The 17,616-nt window shown below is 60.2% G+C and carries 10 protein-coding genes; 5 read left to right on the top strand and 5 right to left on the bottom strand.

Annotation, left to right across the window (positions count from 1 at the left end; all coding sequences use genetic code 11):
- Nucleotides 1-79 precede the first annotated feature (79 nt).
- Entirely contained in the window at nt 80-865 is a 786-nt protein-coding gene (locus tag NF676_RS21710; RefSeq protein WP_056790103.1) for a siderophore-interacting protein, read from the bottom strand.
- Nucleotides 862-1,437: a PadR family transcriptional regulator gene (locus tag NF676_RS21705; protein ID WP_252878837.1), complete on the bottom strand. Its 576-nt coding sequence runs from the start codon at nt 1,435-1,437 to the stop codon at nt 862-864. The genes NF676_RS21710 and NF676_RS21705 overlap by 4 nt, the downstream gene beginning before the upstream one ends.
- A gap of 495 nt (nt 1,438-1,932) precedes the next feature.
- Here NF676_RS21705 and NF676_RS21700 point away from each other — a divergent pair, with 495 nt between their 5' ends.
- From NF676_RS21700 to NF676_RS21680, 5 genes are all read left to right on the top strand, one after another.
- A complete protein-coding gene (locus NF676_RS21700; RefSeq protein ID WP_041479903.1) occupies nt 1,933-2,421 on the top strand; it encodes a CS1 type fimbrial major subunit in 489 nt (162 codons plus the stop codon).
- A gap of 113 nt (nt 2,422-2,534) precedes the next feature.
- Nucleotides 2,535-5,057 carry a TcfC E-set like domain-containing protein gene (locus tag NF676_RS21695; RefSeq protein WP_056790099.1) on the top strand — a complete coding sequence of 841 codons (2,523 nt, stop codon included), beginning with the start codon at nt 2,535-2,537 and terminating at the stop codon, nt 5,055-5,057.
- A 4-nt stretch (nt 5,058-5,061) separates the two neighbouring features.
- Nucleotides 5,062-6,279 carry a hypothetical protein gene (locus NF676_RS21690; protein WP_252886751.1) on the top strand — a complete coding sequence of 406 codons (1,218 nt, stop codon included), beginning with the start codon at nt 5,062-5,064 and terminating at the stop codon, nt 6,277-6,279.
- Nucleotides 6,280-6,323: 44 nt separating this feature from the next.
- Entirely contained in the window at nt 6,324-7,067 is a 744-nt protein-coding gene (locus NF676_RS21685) for a molecular chaperone (protein ID WP_252886750.1), read from the top strand.
- A gap of 33 nt (nt 7,068-7,100) precedes the next feature.
- The gene (locus tag NF676_RS21680) at nt 7,101-7,616 is read left to right on the top strand and encodes a CS1 type fimbrial major subunit (RefSeq protein WP_056790095.1); all 516 of its coding nucleotides are present in this window, start codon (nt 7,101-7,103) and stop codon (nt 7,614-7,616) included.
- Nucleotides 7,617-7,707: 91 nt separating this feature from the next.
- On the opposite strand, the gene NF676_RS21675 is transcribed toward NF676_RS21680, so the two are convergent.
- The 3 genes from NF676_RS21675 to NF676_RS21665 all read right to left on the bottom strand — a co-directional run bounded on the left by NF676_RS21675 (nt 7,708) and on the right by NF676_RS21665 (nt 17,403).
- Entirely contained in the window at nt 7,708-12,699 is a 4,992-nt protein-coding gene (locus NF676_RS21675; protein WP_252886749.1) for a dermonecrotic toxin domain-containing protein, read from the bottom strand.
- A 186-nt stretch (nt 12,700-12,885) separates the two neighbouring features.
- Nucleotides 12,886-16,005 carry a transglycosylase domain-containing protein gene (locus tag NF676_RS21670; RefSeq protein WP_236169890.1) on the bottom strand — a complete coding sequence of 1,040 codons (3,120 nt, stop codon included), beginning with the start codon at nt 16,003-16,005 and terminating at the stop codon, nt 12,886-12,888.
- Between the two features lie 939 nt (nt 16,006-16,944).
- Nucleotides 16,945-17,403 carry an REP-associated tyrosine transposase gene (locus tag NF676_RS21665; RefSeq protein ID WP_056790088.1) on the bottom strand — a complete coding sequence of 153 codons (459 nt, stop codon included), beginning with the start codon at nt 17,401-17,403 and terminating at the stop codon, nt 16,945-16,947.
- Nucleotides 17,404-17,616: the final 213 nt, after the last annotated feature.

Here is a 17,616-nt window from a genome sequence, read left to right as displayed (position 1 = left end):
AGCCAGCAAATCTTTCGACTGTGCCGATGCCTTCGCGAGCAGGCTCGCTCCCACAAGGGTGATATGGGTCAGGAAGAGATCACTCTTCCTCAGAGCCCTCGGCGCGCCAGTAGCCGACCGCCTTGATGAACTGTTCATCGAGCCCATGCTCATCGATCAGGACCCGGCGGATCTGCCGTGAGACCTTGGTTTCGGTCGCCACCCATGCGTACAGATTGCCCTTGGGCACCTGCAATTGCTTGACGGTAGCCAGCAGGTTGTCCTTGCCGCCTTCGCGCAGGACCCAGATCACATTGAACGGCGCTGCGCTTTCCAGCACTTGCTGCTCAGCGCCGTTTTCCACTTCGATCACGACCAGCGCCTTGCGATTCGCCGCGAGGTGTTCGAGGCGGCGGGCGATGGCGGGGAGGGCGGTTTCGTCGCCGATCAGCAGATAGCTGTCGAAGATGTCCGGTACGATCATCGACCCGCGTGGCCCGCCGATGTGCAGGAACTGCCCCGGTTGTGCCTGCTCGGCCCAGGTCGAGGCAGGGCCGTCGCCGTGCAGGACGAAATCGATGTCCAGCTCCATTTTTTCCAGGTCGTAACGACGCGGCGTGTAGTCGCGCATCTCGGGCATCGGCCCGTTGTCCTTGCCGGCGCCCAGTTGCATCGTCTCCAGCGCCGCCGCTTGTTCGGCGTTCTGCGGGAACAGCAGTTTGACGTGATCGTCCGTGCCCAGGCTGATGAACCCGGCCAGTTCCGGCCCGCCGAGGGTGATGCGGCGCATGCGTGGGGTCAGGTCGGTGACGCGCAGCACTTCAAGCTTGCGCCGTTTGATTTCGTGCATCACGCGGTGAATGGTTTGAGTATCGACTGCAGTCATTCGGCTTTCTCCGGGGCAGGTTGAACGGCAGGGCCGTCGACGATGGCTTTGGCGGTGTCGTTGAGCAGGTCGCGCACGCGCAGGATTTCCTCGGCGCTCCAGCGCCCGTGGTGCAGCTGCAAGGCATGGCGCAGGTTGTGCACCGCTTCGTGGATTTCCGGCGGACGATCATGGCCGCGCAGCGAGCGCTTGCTGACGTCAATGCGCATGCGTACGCCGTCGAGCGCCACCGCTTGTTCACTTAAAGACAAACGACCGGCGTCGGTGACGCTGTAACGCTTTTTGCCGGCCTCGGCATCACCGGCAATCAAATCGCTCTCTTCCAGAAAGGTCAGGGTCGGGTAGATCACCCCGGGGCTCGGGCTGTAAGCGCCATCGAACATGCCTTCGATCTGGCGGATCAGGTCGTAGCCGTGGCAGGGCTGCTCGGCGATCAGCGCCAGCAACAGCAATTTCAAGTCGCCGGGGGCAAAAACTCGCGGGCCGCGACCGCCGCGTTCGCGACCGGGGCGTTTCTCGAAGCCGTCGCGGCCATCGCCGTGCTCGCGATGGGGGGAATGATGGTCTCTCATTTCGCTTCTCTCTCGTCGTATTTAGATACAACTTAAGATATATCTTAAGCGTTACGCAAGACGTTTTTGGCCTTGTCCTGAGCTTGACGGACGAGCGGTCAAAGCGAAAAAGAGCCGGAAAAAGTTTTTTGATCAATAAATCAAAGCGGTGACCGTAAAGTTAAAGTTATCGCTCTAGTTGTACTTGAGTATATGTTCTAATTCCTCGCAAGTTGCCGCGTTAAAGCGGCTAAGTTGCTGTATGGTTTTTTGCCTGTAACTGTGTGTAGGGCGCAACTTACAGCGAATGTTGCAAGTATCTGTTTTTTGTTCTTTTTTCTGGCGGGGTGTGAGGTTGTTTAACTACGAGTTTGTCGGAAGTTGCCTGCTTACATTCCAGAGGCAACAGCCGATGATGCCCGCCATTGAAAGTTCAAGTTGCTCTGGCGGTCGATGAGCAAATGGTTTGTGAACTTTCAATGACACCCCCTATATAAAGCAAACAGGTACTGAACGATGTTCAAGAAAATCGCAATCGCTGCTCCACTGGCTCTTCTGGCAATGTCCTCCACTGCCTTCGCTGCGGGCGAAGCGTCGCACTCCATCAGCCTGATCGCTCATGTGCCAACCAACGGTTTCTATGTGGTGCCGACTGATCCGGATCTGGTCAACAAGGACCAGGACATGAGCTATCAGCCGACCACCGGCAAGATGGCCGACGTCAACGGTTTCTTCGACGTGCGCAATAACAACGGTTCGGTTCACGCCAGCCTGGAAAGTCTGCCGAAACTGGTTGCCGGCAATACCTCGATCGACCTGCAGGTCATGCTCAACAACAAGGAGCTGACCCTGACCCCGCAAATGGTCGTCGGTGAATCCGAGTCGGATGTGAACTACCGCGCCCCGCTGAAAATCTCCGCCAAAGGCAGCAACTTCCAGCCGGGTGACTACACCGGTTCCGTGGCGATGATCTTCGACGCCGTGCCACCGGTTGGCGGCAACTGATCGACTGATCAGGTCCAAAACGCTCGCTTTTCAGCAGTGGCGTCAACCGACGGGGCAGGCAGTGATGTTTGCCCCGACGGACTTTCATTGTCAGTCAATCAGAGTACGAGTTCATGTTCCCGATGACACCCATCGCGGCTGCGCTTGCGCTGTTGTTTTGTGCCAGCGCAGCCGTCGCATCCAACACCGCCGGTACGACGCCACGCAGTTTGCTGGCGCAGGCCAAAGGCTTGCCAGCGGATTTCGAGGAGCATTTCTTTGATGTGCCTCTGGCGGTGCGGGTCGAAGTCGACCAACAGCCGTTGGGTGAGGCCATGGTGGTGTTGTCCCGCGATGATCGCATCACCCTTCTCGAATTCACCGACACCAGCGAAAACCGCTTCGGCCCCGCTGAACGGGAAAAATGGGCAAGCTACCTCAAACCCGGCGTGCCATTAGGTGCGTGCAGCGGTTCCTGCCCCGACCAGTTTCTCGCGGTGCATTACAACCTGGAAAGTTCGCTGGTATCGATCGTCACCGAAAACGCCGAACGCGACCTTCAAGCCAAGCGTTATTACGAGCAACCGAGCGGTGGTAGCAGCGGCCTGATGGTGCGCAACCAGCTCAACCTGAACGGTGGCCAGGATCAGGACCTCGGCGGACGCTTCGGCCTGGAAGCCAGTTCAAGCCTGGGCAACTGGAGCCAGACGCTGAATCTGCAATTGGCCCGGCTTGGTGGCCCCGACGACAAGCTCTACCACGCCGTGCACGAGCTGCACACCCAGCGCGAACTGCAAGGCAGCTTCTTGCGCCTGGGCTATTTCACCCCCAATTCCGAAGGGCTGACGCGCCAGCCGCGCACGTTTGGCACCAGCCCCGATACGGCGGTCGGCCTCATGTACGGCAGCTCCGACAGCCTCGCGATCAACAGCCCGATGCCCAGCGTTTACCCGATCTACGTGACAGCCAACCGGCAGGGTTCGGTGGAGATCTGGCGCGACGGTCTGTTGATCAATACCCAATCAGTGCCGGCCGGTTTGCAGACCCTCGACACCCGGCCGCTGCCCGGCGGTATTTATGAAGTGGAAGTGCGCCTGATCGAAGACGGCCAGATCACCTCCACCACCCAGGAGTTGGTGTACAAGCCCAGCAACTGGCGCAACCTTGACGAACGCTGGCGCTACAACGTGTTTGCCGGTGAAGAAAGCAAACTGCTGAGCAACTGGGACACGCAATCGAGCGGCAGTCCCACCGCCGGTGCGGCGGTCAATTACCTGCTGCACCCACGGGTGATTGTCGGCGCGTCGGCGCGGCAGATCCGCGAAAAACTGCAATACGGTACTTCCATCGACTGGACCCTGGCCAACCACGTCAGCCTGTATGCCAATGTCTACAAGACCGAGGATTACGGCACCGGTCTGGACCTGCAAAGCCTTTACAACTATGGCGCGGGCAGTCTGGTGATCAGCCACAACCGCAGCTGGCTCGACACCACCAACACCTACGACACGCTGCCGGACGGCACGCGCGTTCGTCCACGTAACGTGTTTGTCGGCCAGACCAGCAATTCGTCGCTGGCGCTCAACCATCGGCTGAGCAGCAAGAGTTCGGTCAATGCCCGGGTCTCGCACAGCGAAGGCAATGTCGAAGGCGTGGGCGTGGATCTGGGCTGGACCCAGCGCGCCGTATTGCTGGGCAGTGATGCCAGTTGGCGCCTGTCGGTCTTTGATCGCCCGGGCAGTTTCAGCAGTGGCGATGCGCGCAATCGCGGCGTCGATCTGAGCATCAACCTGGCGTTGGGCGCTCCCGGTCAGCAGCTCACCGGCAGCATCGGTTCACGCACGGCCCGCGACGGCAAACGCGACAACAATGCCTCGCTCGGCTGGCGCAAGGATTTCAAGGATCACGTGCTGCAAAGCGTCTCGGTCACGGCGCTTACCGACACTTACGGTCTGGGCATGTCGAGCCTGACCAATTTCCGCACCGACGCGGTAAACGGCGACGCCTTCGTCCAGCGCTCTTCCTACAACGGCAACTTCACCGGCGGGCTCAACCTCGACAGCACACTGGTGGTCGGCGGTGAAAAGATGCTCCTGACCAGCCAGAGCGACGTGCGCGGTGCGGGAATGATCGTCGACGTCGAGTCGGATATCGACGACATCGTCCTGCGGGCTGACGACTACAGCGGCGGCGGTGCCGCGCTGAAGCCGGGGCGCAATTTCATTCCGATCACCGCTTATCAGAACAGCTCGGTGAGCTTCGACTTCGAAGGCAACACCGTACCGGCCGCCACCATCGAACCGGCGCGAACCCGCTATCACCTGAACAAGGGCGGCATCGAGTATCGCAAGGTTCGCGTGATGAAAACCCTCACCGTGCTCGGTCGCCTGGTCGATGCAAGCGGGCGGCCGCTCAAGGGCCACCACGTGATCAACCACGCCAGCCGTGGCGTGACCGAAGTCGACGGTTTCTTCTCGATGGAAATGAACGCCGGTTCACCCACCCTGGAAGTGCGCCAGGGCAACCAGTTGCTGTGTCAGTTCCGCTTGAACGAGGCCGACCACCGCAGCGAAAACGACGTGTTGATGATCGGCGATCTGCGTTGCACCCCAGACACCCTCGCCGACGTCACTACCACCGAAATGAAGGCAGGCTGAGCATATGAAAATCTTCCAGGCAGGCTGCGCGCTGACGCTGGCGTTGGCCATGTCCACCGCCCATGGGTTCAATCAGGAAATCCGTGCGACGTTTCAGCCTGACCCGACGCAGCCAGGCAAGAATCTGTTCGTGAACAAAACCCCCAACACCGGCTACTGCGCAAGCTACCCGGCGCAATGCGCCGACCACAACATTTTCAGCATCGAGATGCCTGTACGGTTCGACTCCACACGCTTCATCTCACGCGGTGAACCGATGCTGGTGAAAGCCCCGGCCGACTGGCGACAATTGACAGTTACCAATATGCAAACGCAGGAAACCGAAACCGTCGAAGTGCGCATCATCGGTATCGGCTCCACGTACATTCTGGGCGATTCCGCGACCAGCATCACCGGCGTGTCAGACGTGGCTGAAGCGCATGACAAATTATGGGACTCCAGCGGTTGGGTTTATGTGCCGGAACCCTGCCGTTACAGCGGTGTGGCGTCCTACGGTACGCACAGTTATCGCTTCTTCTGGAAGACCCCGGTGCAAGCTGGCTGCTCCAAAAATGTCGCTTACCGTCTCCCGTCAATAGCTTTCGACAAGATGGATTTTGCTTATGAATTAAGGACTCCCAATCCGTTGGGCATGTCTACCGGGCAATATACCGGCTCGGTTACTTACACCTTGGGAGGCGGCCGCGATTTTGTTCTGGGCGGCCTCTTGCTGCAGCCCGACGACCCCACGCTGACCCTGGATTTCGTCCTCGACGTGCAACACACCCTCAAGGTCGACCTGCCCCCCGGCGGCACTCGGGTCACGCTTGAGCCCGTAGGTGGCTGGGAGCCATGGATCAACAGCGGCCGCAAACCCACGCGGATATTTGCCGACCAGGTCTTCTACATTTCGGCCTCATCGCGTTTCAAGGTCATGATGTTGTGCAATTCCTACGGCGGAAACGTCTGCAACCTGGGTAGCCCGAAGGGCGATACGGCCCCGGTTCATGTCTCGATGAGTTTGCCTTCGGGCATCAGCGGCCCCGGCGGCGGTCCGGTTAACCGGATTTCCCTGGATTTCAATCGCTGGTCAGCGCCGTTTCAGCCTGGCGTGTATGTCGAGCGCAAGCCTGGATATCTTCATTTTGATATGGCATCGAAAGACATCGACTTCCTGCTCAGGCCGGGCAAGAACGACCGTTTGCGCGGCAACGTCACCATTATCTGGGATTCGGAAGTATGAGCGTCCTGGTCCGCTTTCACTCAACGTTCATGGAGTTCAACACGATGAACCGTGGTCTTTTGCTGGGCCTGCTCAGCGTTTTTTGCCTGACGGCGCAGGCCGGGCCGCAGATCAATGTCGGCACCGTTTACGACTATCTGGAAGCCGACAAGAGCACCTATCTCAAACGGGTTTTCAACAGCGGCGACGCCACCGCATTCGTCAAGATCAATGTGCTCGAAATCGTTTACGACGACGCCGGCACGCCCAAGGAAATTGCTGTCGAGAACGCCGCCGATGGCGCCTCGCGCAACGGCCTGATGGCCAGCCCGGCGCGGCTGATCGTCCCGGCGCAAGGCATGCAGGGCACACGCTTGCTGTACATGGGCGAACGGGATCGAGAACGCTATTTCCGCGTGCGCTTCGTGCCCGTGGTGCCGGAAAAGGAAGACGATTTTGTCGTCACCGGTGAAGAGCGGGAGGATTACAAAAAGTCGTTGTCGGCCGGCGTCAACGTCATGACCGGGTTTGGCACGATCTTCTTTGTCCGCCCCAGGGAAGCGCGTTACGCCACGGCGATCAACGAAACCGAAGGTCGCTACGAACTGCGCAACAACGGCAATACCGTGGTGATCGTCGATGAGTTCAAGAGCTGTTCGCTGAGCAAGGAAAGCGATTGCGGGGCGACCACCAAACACCATGTGCTGGCGGGCAAATCCTTTGCCTTCAACAAGGAAAAGGGCCGTGAGTACCGCTTCTTTCTGATCGAAGGCAGCGACAAGAAAACCATGAAAGTCGCCAGCCGCTAGGCCGGTTTTCCATTCACGCATCAGGTAGCCAACATGATCAAGCAATGCACCGCCGCCCTGCTGGCGGTCGCCGCCGCGTTGACCGCGGCAGTGACGTGGGCCGCCCGGGAGGAGCACACCTTCGAAGTGTCGCTGACCATTCCCAGCCGGCCCTTCTACATCATTCCGGCACAACCGGACTGGATTCACCGTCCGCAGGTGCTGGCCTGGCACCATGCCACGGACAGCCTGGGCAATCTGGAAAAATCTTTCGACATGCGGCATGACAGCAGCGCCATCGAGGCGCGTCTGGCCACCGAGCCATTCCTTGATACCGGCACAACGGGTGAAGTGATTGAGCTGCGGGTGACGTTCAATGACGTCGTGCTGAGTTCGCACATCATTCCGCAACAAGTGCTTTCGGAAGAAGAGGCGGCTGTCGGTAAACGTGTGCTGCTGAAAATCGAACCCATCAAACCGCCGGGTGGCTACCGCCCCGGTCATTACAGCGGCAACGTCGTGCTGTTGTTCAGCGCCAGCGCGCCAAACGGCAATGACGCTGATGCCTGAATGTCTTACGCGGTGGGTATCGCAAGCACGACCAGGGTCCGTCGGCAGATTCGGCCAGCCTGAAACGCTCGCCGAATGCCGTGTGATGGTTTCAGAGTCCGGCCCTGTCGAGGGCTTCGCGACTCAAGGCGCGGGATAGCTCGTTGCGCTCGTAGCTGATTTTGTCGGCCAGCTTCCTGTACTCCCGGTCGCTGCTGAACACCTGGCTGTCGAGCTGACGGAATTTTTCTTCGTACAGGCGCAGGTTCTCCTGATAACGGTCAGGATAGGTATTGCGCAGGTAATCCTCCCAGAAAGGATCGGTATAGAGATCGATCATGCCGTTGACCAGGCCATCCCCCTGTTCGCGCTGGATGATTCTCTGGTAAGCCGCGTTGAGCTTTTCCTCGCTTACCCCGGCCCGAGGCTGCACAGGCATGCCCTCCGCTTGCCAGGGCAAATCCAGACGCTCGCCCAGGCCCGCTTCGAACGCCCGATGAATCTGGATTTCGTCCGGCGCCGGCAGGCGCGGATCGATCAGGTGTTGCTGCTGCTGACGACTGACCTCCATGGCGGCCTCATCGCTGACCCGATCAAGGCGAGCCGCGCTGCGCGCCAGACGCACGAGTCTGTCTTCCAGCTGCGAGGCCGATGCCGTTTCGTTGTAGGCCTTGGATACCAGGACTTTGAGCCCCAGTGAATTGAACAGCTGCTGGCCCAGATCAGCGCAGTCCTGTGCAGACACGTTCTGCTCGAAGAGCTTTTTGCGCAGATGTTCGTCGAGCGCCGCCGCATCGACCATGTCCCAGACCCGTGCGGTCAAATTCCGCCGCCCCGCGTCAGTCCCGTAATCGGCGGATTCGCGTTGCTTGCGGATCACGCTGAAAAAGCCGGCGGAATCAGGCTCGGCCATCAGGTCATGCCAGGACTGCTCGCGGTATCGGCTGAAGGCTGCCGAAGGGTGGGACGGATCCGCATTGGCGGGCATCAACTTCCAGTAATCAAGCTCATCGGCGGCGGCGGATGAATAACCGGGCACGACGCTCAACCCTACCGACTGGCGATACTCGCCAAGACGCCGCAACTGGTCACTGTCGAATTTGGCAACACTGATCCGTGCGCGAGCCAGCAGGCGCGCCTGATCGCTACCGGGTTCGACCCGGGGCAGGGTGTCCAGCGGATTGTCTCGCATGTCCAGGTAGAAGCCTTTCGGGCGCTGCCGTATCTGTCCATCGACTTCAAGCCATCCTGCCGGCCAATCGCGAATGCGCGTATTGACCAGGTTCAGTTCGACCAGTTGCTCCATGCGCCCGATATCCGGCGGCACACGCAGGTTGTTGCCATTGAGATTCAGGCTGTGCAGGCGGGTGAGATTGCTCAGGCGCGTGCTTGAGTCATAGGTCAGTTCAATGCTGTTGTGCGACAGATCCAGTGTCTGCAACTGATGCATTTTCCCGAGGGCAGCCGGCACCTCCTTGAAACCGCAGCGCTGGGCGCTCAATTGCCGCAGATTCGGGAAACTCGCCAGCAGGCTGTCCGGCGTGGTTGAAAGCGCAATGTTGGCGATGTTCAGTCCGGTAATCCGCTCGAAGTATTGCTGCATCCCGGGACGCCGTCGCAAGTCGCGCCACCATGACTCAAGGTTCGGTAGCGGCAGTTCGGCTGAAAGGTCCAGCGTATAGCCGTGTTCCGGATGGGGATTGCGTGCGCCGGGCCGTTCGTTCTCGCGTTTGAAGCACTTCCTCAACTGCTGCTCGATGTACAAGCCGCCCTCGCGGACGAAATCCGTTGGCAGCGCGATCAGTTCCCCGTTGTCTTCAATGACGGGGGTGTAACTGCTGCGCCAGCTGTCGAGGGCGTTGTCGAGCACTTCGCGTTCGCGCTCAAGGTCGGCGATGGCGCGTTCGCTGTTGCCCTTTTTTTCCAGCGTCATGAGGAAACCTGCGACCTCTCTGTCGTTGAGTTTCGGGTACAACTGTCTGAGCCGCTGTTCCGGGGTTTTTGCCGCCCAGGGCCAGCCGCGTAGAAGAATCTCCGTCTCGCGGGGGGCGACCGTTCGAATCGGCGGTTGCGCCAGAGCAATACGGCGTTCGGCTGGCGGCGCGCACTGTTCCATGATCCACAGTTTCAAGGCGCGGCCCTGACCGCGCTGATAACCGGTACTCGCCAGCGTTTCGAGCGGTACGGCGCGCAGGATGGCTTCGTGGAAATCGCTACTGTCATGCAGCACCTGACCCTTGGCGTCGCGCACTTCATAACGGCCTTCGCCACGCCTGAGCAGTTGCCTTACGGTGCTGGCGTCCTGCGGCCCGACACTGCAGCGCAACGGACCGTGCGGGCTGCCGTCGAACACTTCGATGCGCAGGTCGGCAAAGGTGTCGGTGTGGATTTTCAGCGTATTGAGCGCCAGGCGTTCGGTTTGTTCGGTCATCAGATCATCCCGATAAAAACCGTCGTACGCGCGACTGGCCGACGCCTCGAAATCCAGCTCCCGGGCCTGATTCTTCAGGCGTAGCGGCAAGTGCTGTTCGTCGCTGATGCGTTGCCGTTCGGCGACGCGAGCCTGGCTCAGAACCGTCTCGGCCAAGGGCAACGGCAGATCCGGAAACGACTGTCTGATCACCGCTATGTCGGCGTCGCCGCTGCGCTGCCCGGCCTGGTACAGATGGCGGGCGACGGCGCTGCGCTGCTCATTGAGCGCGTCGGCCAGTTGACTGCGCAGGACCTCGACCCGTTGCTCGGCAGTGACCATCGGGCCGAGCAGATGATTGAACTCGTCGTCGCGCAGGAACCCGGCGACCCGCTCGGGCAAATGTCCGGCGTTGAGATCAGCCTGGCTGATGCGCAACGTGTCGGCTTCGGACGCCAGCGCGTTGCCGTATTTATGCGAGTAGCCGGTCAGGTCCTGACGCGCGAAAACCTCCAGCGCGCGTCGCGGCGGCCAGCCCGGCAGGCTGGTCAGCATCGGCTCCAGCCATACCGCATCGGCATCGATCGGTTTGCCGTTACGCAGGTTCTGCGCAGCCTCGATGACATCCTCGTATGCACTGACGCGCCTGACCGTGTCGGCCAGCAGCGGCGGTGGCGGGCTGTTGTCGCTGTGCATGCGACGCAGTTCATCGTGGCTGGTGCCGCTGCTGCGCCGGATGTCCTCCAGTTGCACAGGCGTAAAGCGCTCGACGCTGTGGCCCAGGCGAGGCATCAGCCGGGCGTCGGGCCAGTCGCCTGGCGATTCTGCTTCATGCAGCCAGGCGCCGTGACCGTTGTGTTCGATCCTTGGCTGGTAGGCATTTTCTCGATTCGGATGTTTGATCCGGTGAGTTTTGCTGGTGGCATCGGCGGAGGCTTTTTCCACCACGTAGAGCTTGCCTTCCAGCGGCAGGACGCTGGCGCTGGCATGTTGATGCAGGCCGTGACGATCGGGCTTCGATTGCGCTGCCAGGCTCAGCTCGTCACGTGCATAGGGGCTGAGGTCGCGATGCCACAGGCTTGGTTTGCCGTCGGGCAATTTGACCTGTTGCATGGCATCGACCTGCGGTGAGAGTTTTATCCGCAACGTTTCGCCAATCTGCGCGCCGGCGGCGAACGCCGCCAGTTGAATGACATCGGTCACCACACTGATGACATGTCCGGCAGCTTCCTCCCAGACGCCTTCGGCCAGATCGACGATGCCTTCAATTACATCGCTGGTCAGTTGATAGGCGGTATAGGCCATCATCACCTCGCCCAGACCAGGCACAAAGGGCGTGGCAATCAGCAGGGCGACGTTGAAGATGTCCGAGACGATCCGCTTGAAGTTGTCCCACCATGCCCAGCGTGCGTTGCTATCGGCATCGGCGGTCGAGACAGCGATTTGCCGCGCATCATTGATGACCTTGTTGAGTTTCTGCTGATAGACGTGCCGCCAGTAATCGCCCTGCAACGGCAAGCGCGTGAACTGCAACCTGGGCTTTTCCACCGGGTCCTTGCGCCACACCGGGCGCTGGTCGGTGCTCTGCTCGCGTTCGTGATGGCGGACGACGAACAACCGCTGTTCGAGTTCGGCAAAAAAATGCCCACGTTGCTGCTGATCGACGAACTGGCTGAAGAATTGCCGGTACGTATGCCCGGTCGAGGCGCTCAGGCGGTCCTCGCGCAACTGGCGGGTCAGTTCGTCACGAAACGCCGCCAGCGACTCGTACTCCTTGAGTGGATGATCCGGATCGTGCGGCACGTAGACGATCAGGCGTCGAACCCCACGACTGTCGGGGTGGCCGTGCATCAGCAACAGAATGCCGGTCAGGCGGGTACCGAGCATGGACAGGTCATTGCAGCGAATCGAACGGTTGTTGAGACGCAAGCGCGGGTTTTCCTCTGTGCTGAAGCTGAGCACCATCCTGAAGGTGTCGTACTGGATCTCTGCCTTGAGCAAGGCGATGTGCGCCGCGACGGCGAGGGCGTCTTTGAGGCTGGTGCCGATCTTGTATTGCAGAAGGCTCTCGGCCAGCGCTTCGCCGGGCAGCAAGTAGCCCTGCAAGTGCCTGGCATATTGCCCGCCCAGGTCGAGGTCGCGACACAGTGTCTGGAACTGGCTGATGGGCATTTGGTTTTTGAGCGGCAATACGTCGAAGTGGCCGCGCGCATCAGGCTGGCTGATGTAGTCCGAGCCTGCGCCGACCGTCTCGTTGGCGGCAAAGTTGTGCAGAGCGGCATCGAGCAGTGAGACCGTACGGGTCGTCGAACCGTCGACCACGTCGATTGCATACCAGGGACTGCTGGCGGGGATATACAGGCGCAGCCAGGTCTTCCTGACGTCCGGCTCGATGCCATGGCATTGCTTGATCCTTGCTTTGAGCAGCGGCTCGGCGAAGGCGTACAGGTCGGTCCTGGCCAGCAGATGATCGACCTTGTTCTGCGAGTCCCAGGCCTTGAGATTGGCGGCGGCGAGTCGGCTGGCAAACGTACCGGGTGCGCTGTACCAGGGTTCGCGCTTCAGTGGCGTGGCGGCGAGTGCCAGGCTGCGGCTGAGCGTTGCAGTTTTGAACGGCGCGCTGACAGCCGATTCGATGAACGCGTAATGCCGGCCTTTGTCGGCGGCTTCGGCAGGCTGAGGGGAGTCAGACATGGCCAATCATCCTTGATTGTTTGAGGAATGATCAGCGTACCGGCGGCAGGGCAAAACAAAAGTTCAAAGATCGGGAGACAATCGTGTGATCGCCTCAGCGATGCGACAAGAATTCGAATCGGAACAATGCACGAATACCACCTTTTGCGCCGATGGCCTTCGGCGCGACGTGCAGACCACGTTCGGTCAGTGCAGCGCCGATGCCACCACGGGCGCCTGTGGCGGTTGGCACTGTGAGTCGCTGCCCGGTTGCAGATACGGCGTGAGAATCGGCGCCATGCCTTTGAGTACCTGCGTGGGCAGAGCCGAGGTGAACTTGAAGTTCTCCGCCGAGCGCCCCGGGACGAACGCGGTGAGGGTGCCGAAATGGTGGTCGCCGATGTAGAACACAAAGGTCGCCGTGCGGTTGATCGACTTCGAACTGATGATCCGCCCGCCAGACCCGATCGCCGCAATGCGGTTATCGCCGGTGCCGGTCTTGCCGCCCATGGCCAGCGGTGTGCCGTCGGGCAGTTTGAAACTGCCGGACAGCCGTTTGGCGGTACCGGCGTCGACCACTTGCGACAGCGCCTCGCGCATGGCCCGGGCCACTTCCACCGGCATCACGCGTTTGCCCACGTGCGGGTCGTTGATCAGCCTGGTTTCATACGGCGTATCGGCAGCAAAGTGCAGGCTGTCGATGCGCAGCGTCGGCATGCGCACGCCGTCATTGAGGATGGTGCCGATCAGCTCGGCGAGCGCGGCGGGACGGTCGCCGGAACTGCCGATGGCCGTGGCCAGTGACGGCACCAGGTGATCGAACGGGTAGCCGACTTTCTGCCAGCGCTGATGAATGTCGAGGAACGCTTCTATCTCGAGCATGGTGCGAATACGACTGTCTCGCGCACCCTTGTGCCGGCTCTTGAACAGCCAGCTGTAAACTTCCTGGCGTTCGAAATGGCTGGCCTTGACGATCTCGCTGAAGGTCGCTTCCGGGTGATGCAGCAGGTAACCCATCATCCACAGATCCAGCGGATGCACCTTGGCGATGAAGCCTTGGTCAGGCAAATCGTAACTGCCGGGGCCATAGGAATCGTAGAGGCGGATCAGACGGTCGTCGGTGAGTTTTTCGTTGAGCTTGGTGCCCTTGAGGTGCGAGCGCACGAAACGGTTGAAGTCTTCCTGACTGGCCTCCGGCAGCAGATAGCGATGCACCGCCGCCATGCGGATCGGCGTCGGGCGGATGCTGTCGAGGAAGGTTTCCAGGCGCGCCTGGGTGTCCTTGTTCTTGTACTTTTTCCAGAATTTGAGCAGGAACGAGGTGCCTTCGCGGTCGGCGAAACTGGCCAGGTATTCCTGACGGCGCGGATCGCGATCATCCTTGAGCAATTCGCCGTTGGGGCCTGAGTAGGTGGTGTAGCGGACGATGTCGCGCATCAGGCGAATGAATGGCAGGTTGATCGACTCGCGCAGCGAATCGCGCAGGGTCGGCAGGCGACCGTTGTCCTCTTTGCGGAAGTTGTTGAATCTGTGCAGCCCACCGCCGGTAAAAAACGCCTCGCCGGGGCTGGCCGAGTATTTGCGATCCAGCGCGGCGCCGAGCAGCTTCGACAGGTCGTGATCCTTGTTCTGGATCAGGTAGTCGATGACCCAGCGGCTGAGGCGGTCCTGATCGGGCACTTCGACTTTTTTCAATTCTGCCACGCCCATCGCGCCGTATTTGTCGTGCAGCTCGGCGACGATTTGCAGGTACGTGGTCAGCACACGCATTTTCGCCGTCGAGCCGAGTTCAAGCTTGCTGCCTTCGTTGATGTCGAACGGCTGATCGGTGCTGTCGGTCTGCACGCGCACCCGCGAGCCGTCCGGGGTCAGTTCGAAGAGGGTGAAGCTGTAACGCACTTGCGTGGTGCTGGTGGGTGTCAGCAAGCGTTCGCCGAGCAGACCGATTTCTGCTGCGTAGGCCGGGTCGGCAAGTTTTTTCAGATAAGCCGTGGCCTGCGTTTGCAGATCGCCCTGCAGGGTGCTGGTGGCCGACAGGTCGAGGCGATCGAGGTCGTACAGCGGGCGATTGAGCATGCTCGCCAAGCGGCTGCGGGCAACACTGATGCCCTTGTTGGTTTCAATCGGCTGCATCGTTGGCTGGGTCTGCCAGTCGCGATACGACACGGTGCTCGCCAGCGCAGCGTCAGCGAGGGCGCTGTCGATCACGCCGTTCTGCTTGAGCAGGCGCAGGTGGCTGTCGGTGAGGCTGGCCAATTCGTCGCGACCCTTGGTCAGGTAATGCGAAGGGCGGCGCTGGGCGATCATCAGCGAGAGCATTTCACGCAAGGCCAGGCCTTTGGCGGCCATGGTCTGCGGGTCGGTCTTCGGGCTGTTCAGTTGCTCGTTGGCCTTGTTGAAATCACTGCCGTACCAGACCCGCAAACCTTCGGCCATGCCGTGCACTTCACCGTGGCCGGGCACCGCCGAGAGCGGCACGCTGTTGAGGTAGTCGCGCACGATGTTCTGCCGCGAACCGAGAGTCTGCGGGCCATCCTGATAGGCGCGCACGCTGGCGGAAATCATCTGGCGGATCTTCTCCGCGCCCGACACGGTGAGGCCGTCGGGCGAGTGGCGATACTTCTCCAGTTGCGTTGCCAGGGTGCTGCCGCCGGCCGATTGCCCGGGCAGGTGCAGCAACTTCGCCACTTGCGACCACGCGGCCATGCCGAAACGCGGCCAGTCCACCGCCGGGTTGGCCAGCGGCTGTTTCGGGTCGAGGAGAAAGCGGTTTTCGATGAACAGCAGGCTGCTGACCACCACCGGCGGAATCGCCGCGAAGTCGGCATACAGTTGCTGCGGATAGTTGTATCGATACAGCGGCGCGCCTCGGCAGTCGGTGATCGACAACCCCGCCTGGATCTTTTCCGAATACGGCACGAACAGGCCTTTGTCGGTGTAACCGAGCAGGGCGGGGGAGAAGCGCGTCTGCTCGGTGATCACGTAATTGCGCTTGAGCAGGCGCGGGAGGAATTCGTCCAGAGAGCTGTAACCCAGGCGCAGATCGAAAGGGCCGTTGCCCGGATAACGAATCGCTTCGCTGGGACCGGGTTCCAGTTTGTAGGTCAGCGAAGCGGCGTACTGGCTCAGCTCCCGCGCCTGAAAGCGCGAAGTGCGCATTTCCTTGGACGCGGCGAGTCCCACCACCACCGCAATGATCAAAAACAGCAACCAGAAAGCCTTCCACCCGTGCCGCTGACGACGGGGTTTTTCAGGGACAGGCGCTTCATTCACACGTTCAGTCTGAACCACGGTTTTACTCGAATCGGTTTGCCACAAAGCGCCCATAGTCGACTGATCCATTCACGCAGATTGATCGGACTTGTCTGAAGCTTAGACGGTGGTTGGAGCCGGTGAAGAAAATGTGCAGAGCGGAGGAGACGGCTTGTCTGAATAAAACTGAAACGAACACTGTGGCGAGGGGATTCATCCCCGTCGGGCTGCAAAGCAGCCCCAAAACCTGCCACCACGGTTTTTACAGGCACACGGCATGTGAGCAAGTTGCGACTGCTGCGCAGCCGAGCGGGGATAAATCCCCTCGCCACAAAAAGGCTGCTCACATCCCCATGATGTGTCTGTGCGAGCGATGGACTCCCTGTGGCTAGCAGATCTATCAGTCTTGCAGGGACTCCCTGTGGCAAGGGGATTTATCCCCGTTGGGCTGCAAAGCAACCCCAAAACCTGCCAGCACGGTTTCTACAGGCGTACCGCATGTGAGCAAGTTGCGACTGCTACGCAGCCGAGCGGGGATGAATCCCCTCGCCACAAGGATGCTGTTCACATCCTCATGATGTGTCTGTGCGAGTGATGGACTCCCTGTGGCTAGCCGATTTATCAGTCATGCGGGGACTCCCTGTGGCGAGGGGATTTATCCCCGCTGGGCTGCGAAGCAGCCCCAAAACCTGCCAGCACGGTTTCTACAGGCGCACCGCATGTGAGCAAGTTGCGACTGCTGCGCAGCCGAGCGGGGATAAATCCCCTCGCCACAAAGAGGCTGCTCACATCCCCATGATGTGTCTGTGCGAGCGATGGACAGATTTATCAGTCTTGCAGGGACTCCCTGTGGCGAGGGGATTCATCCCCGCTGGGCTGCAAAGCAGCCCCAAAACCTGCCAGCACGGTTTCTACAGGCACAGCGCATGTGAGCAAATTACGCCTGCTGCGCAGCCGAGCGGGGATAAATCCCCTCGCCACAATAGATGCACTTATTCCAGAGAGCTGTTGCGCTCAGAGCCAGCAGGTATCCCAAAGCGGGTAATCACCGAGGTTATCGACCAGCCCGGCTCGCAAGGGATTATTGATGATATAGCGGGCGATGGGCTCCAGGTCCTCGCCGTCACGGATCGCTCGGTCATGGTAGCCGGTTTGCCACAGCGGTCCGTGACGTCCGGTTTTTCTGTTAACCGCATGCGTACAGCGAGCCTTTACACCGCCAATGACTTCACCAAGTGAGCCGCGTTGCAATTGCATCAGCCAATGAAAGTGGTCAGGCATGACAACCCAGGCGATGGACTGCGCGACTCCTTGCTCATGAGCCCGGCGCAGTTCTGCAACCAGTAATCGGCCTGTCCGCCAATCTGCAAATACAGGCTGGCGTTCGTGGATGACAGAGGTGATGAAGTAGGCACGACCGTTTTCCGAGAAACGACCTTGGCGCAGACGGTGGGAATTGGGGCGGACTGGCATGTGAGCTTCCTTGCATATGCTCCTGACTTTTTCAAAGGTTAGTGGTTGGCCGCCTCGGTCGGCGCTGCAACTGTTGAGCGAAATTTCTGAATCCGCCGGGCGATTTATCCGTGATGTAACGCGAGGAGAGACATCGCACAGTGAATCAAATACCCCAGGGCTGAAACATGACGCTGCACCATTGCTGTGCAATACTTCGCGGCTTTTTCAGTG

The sequence above is a fragment of the Pseudomonas siliginis genome (genome assembly GCF_024072275.1).
Lineage (GTDB): Bacteria > Pseudomonadota > Gammaproteobacteria > Pseudomonadales > Pseudomonadaceae > Aquipseudomonas > Aquipseudomonas siliginis.
The sequence above is the reverse complement of the archived record's forward strand: the minus strand, read 5'-3'. Positions and strand labels throughout refer to the sequence as shown.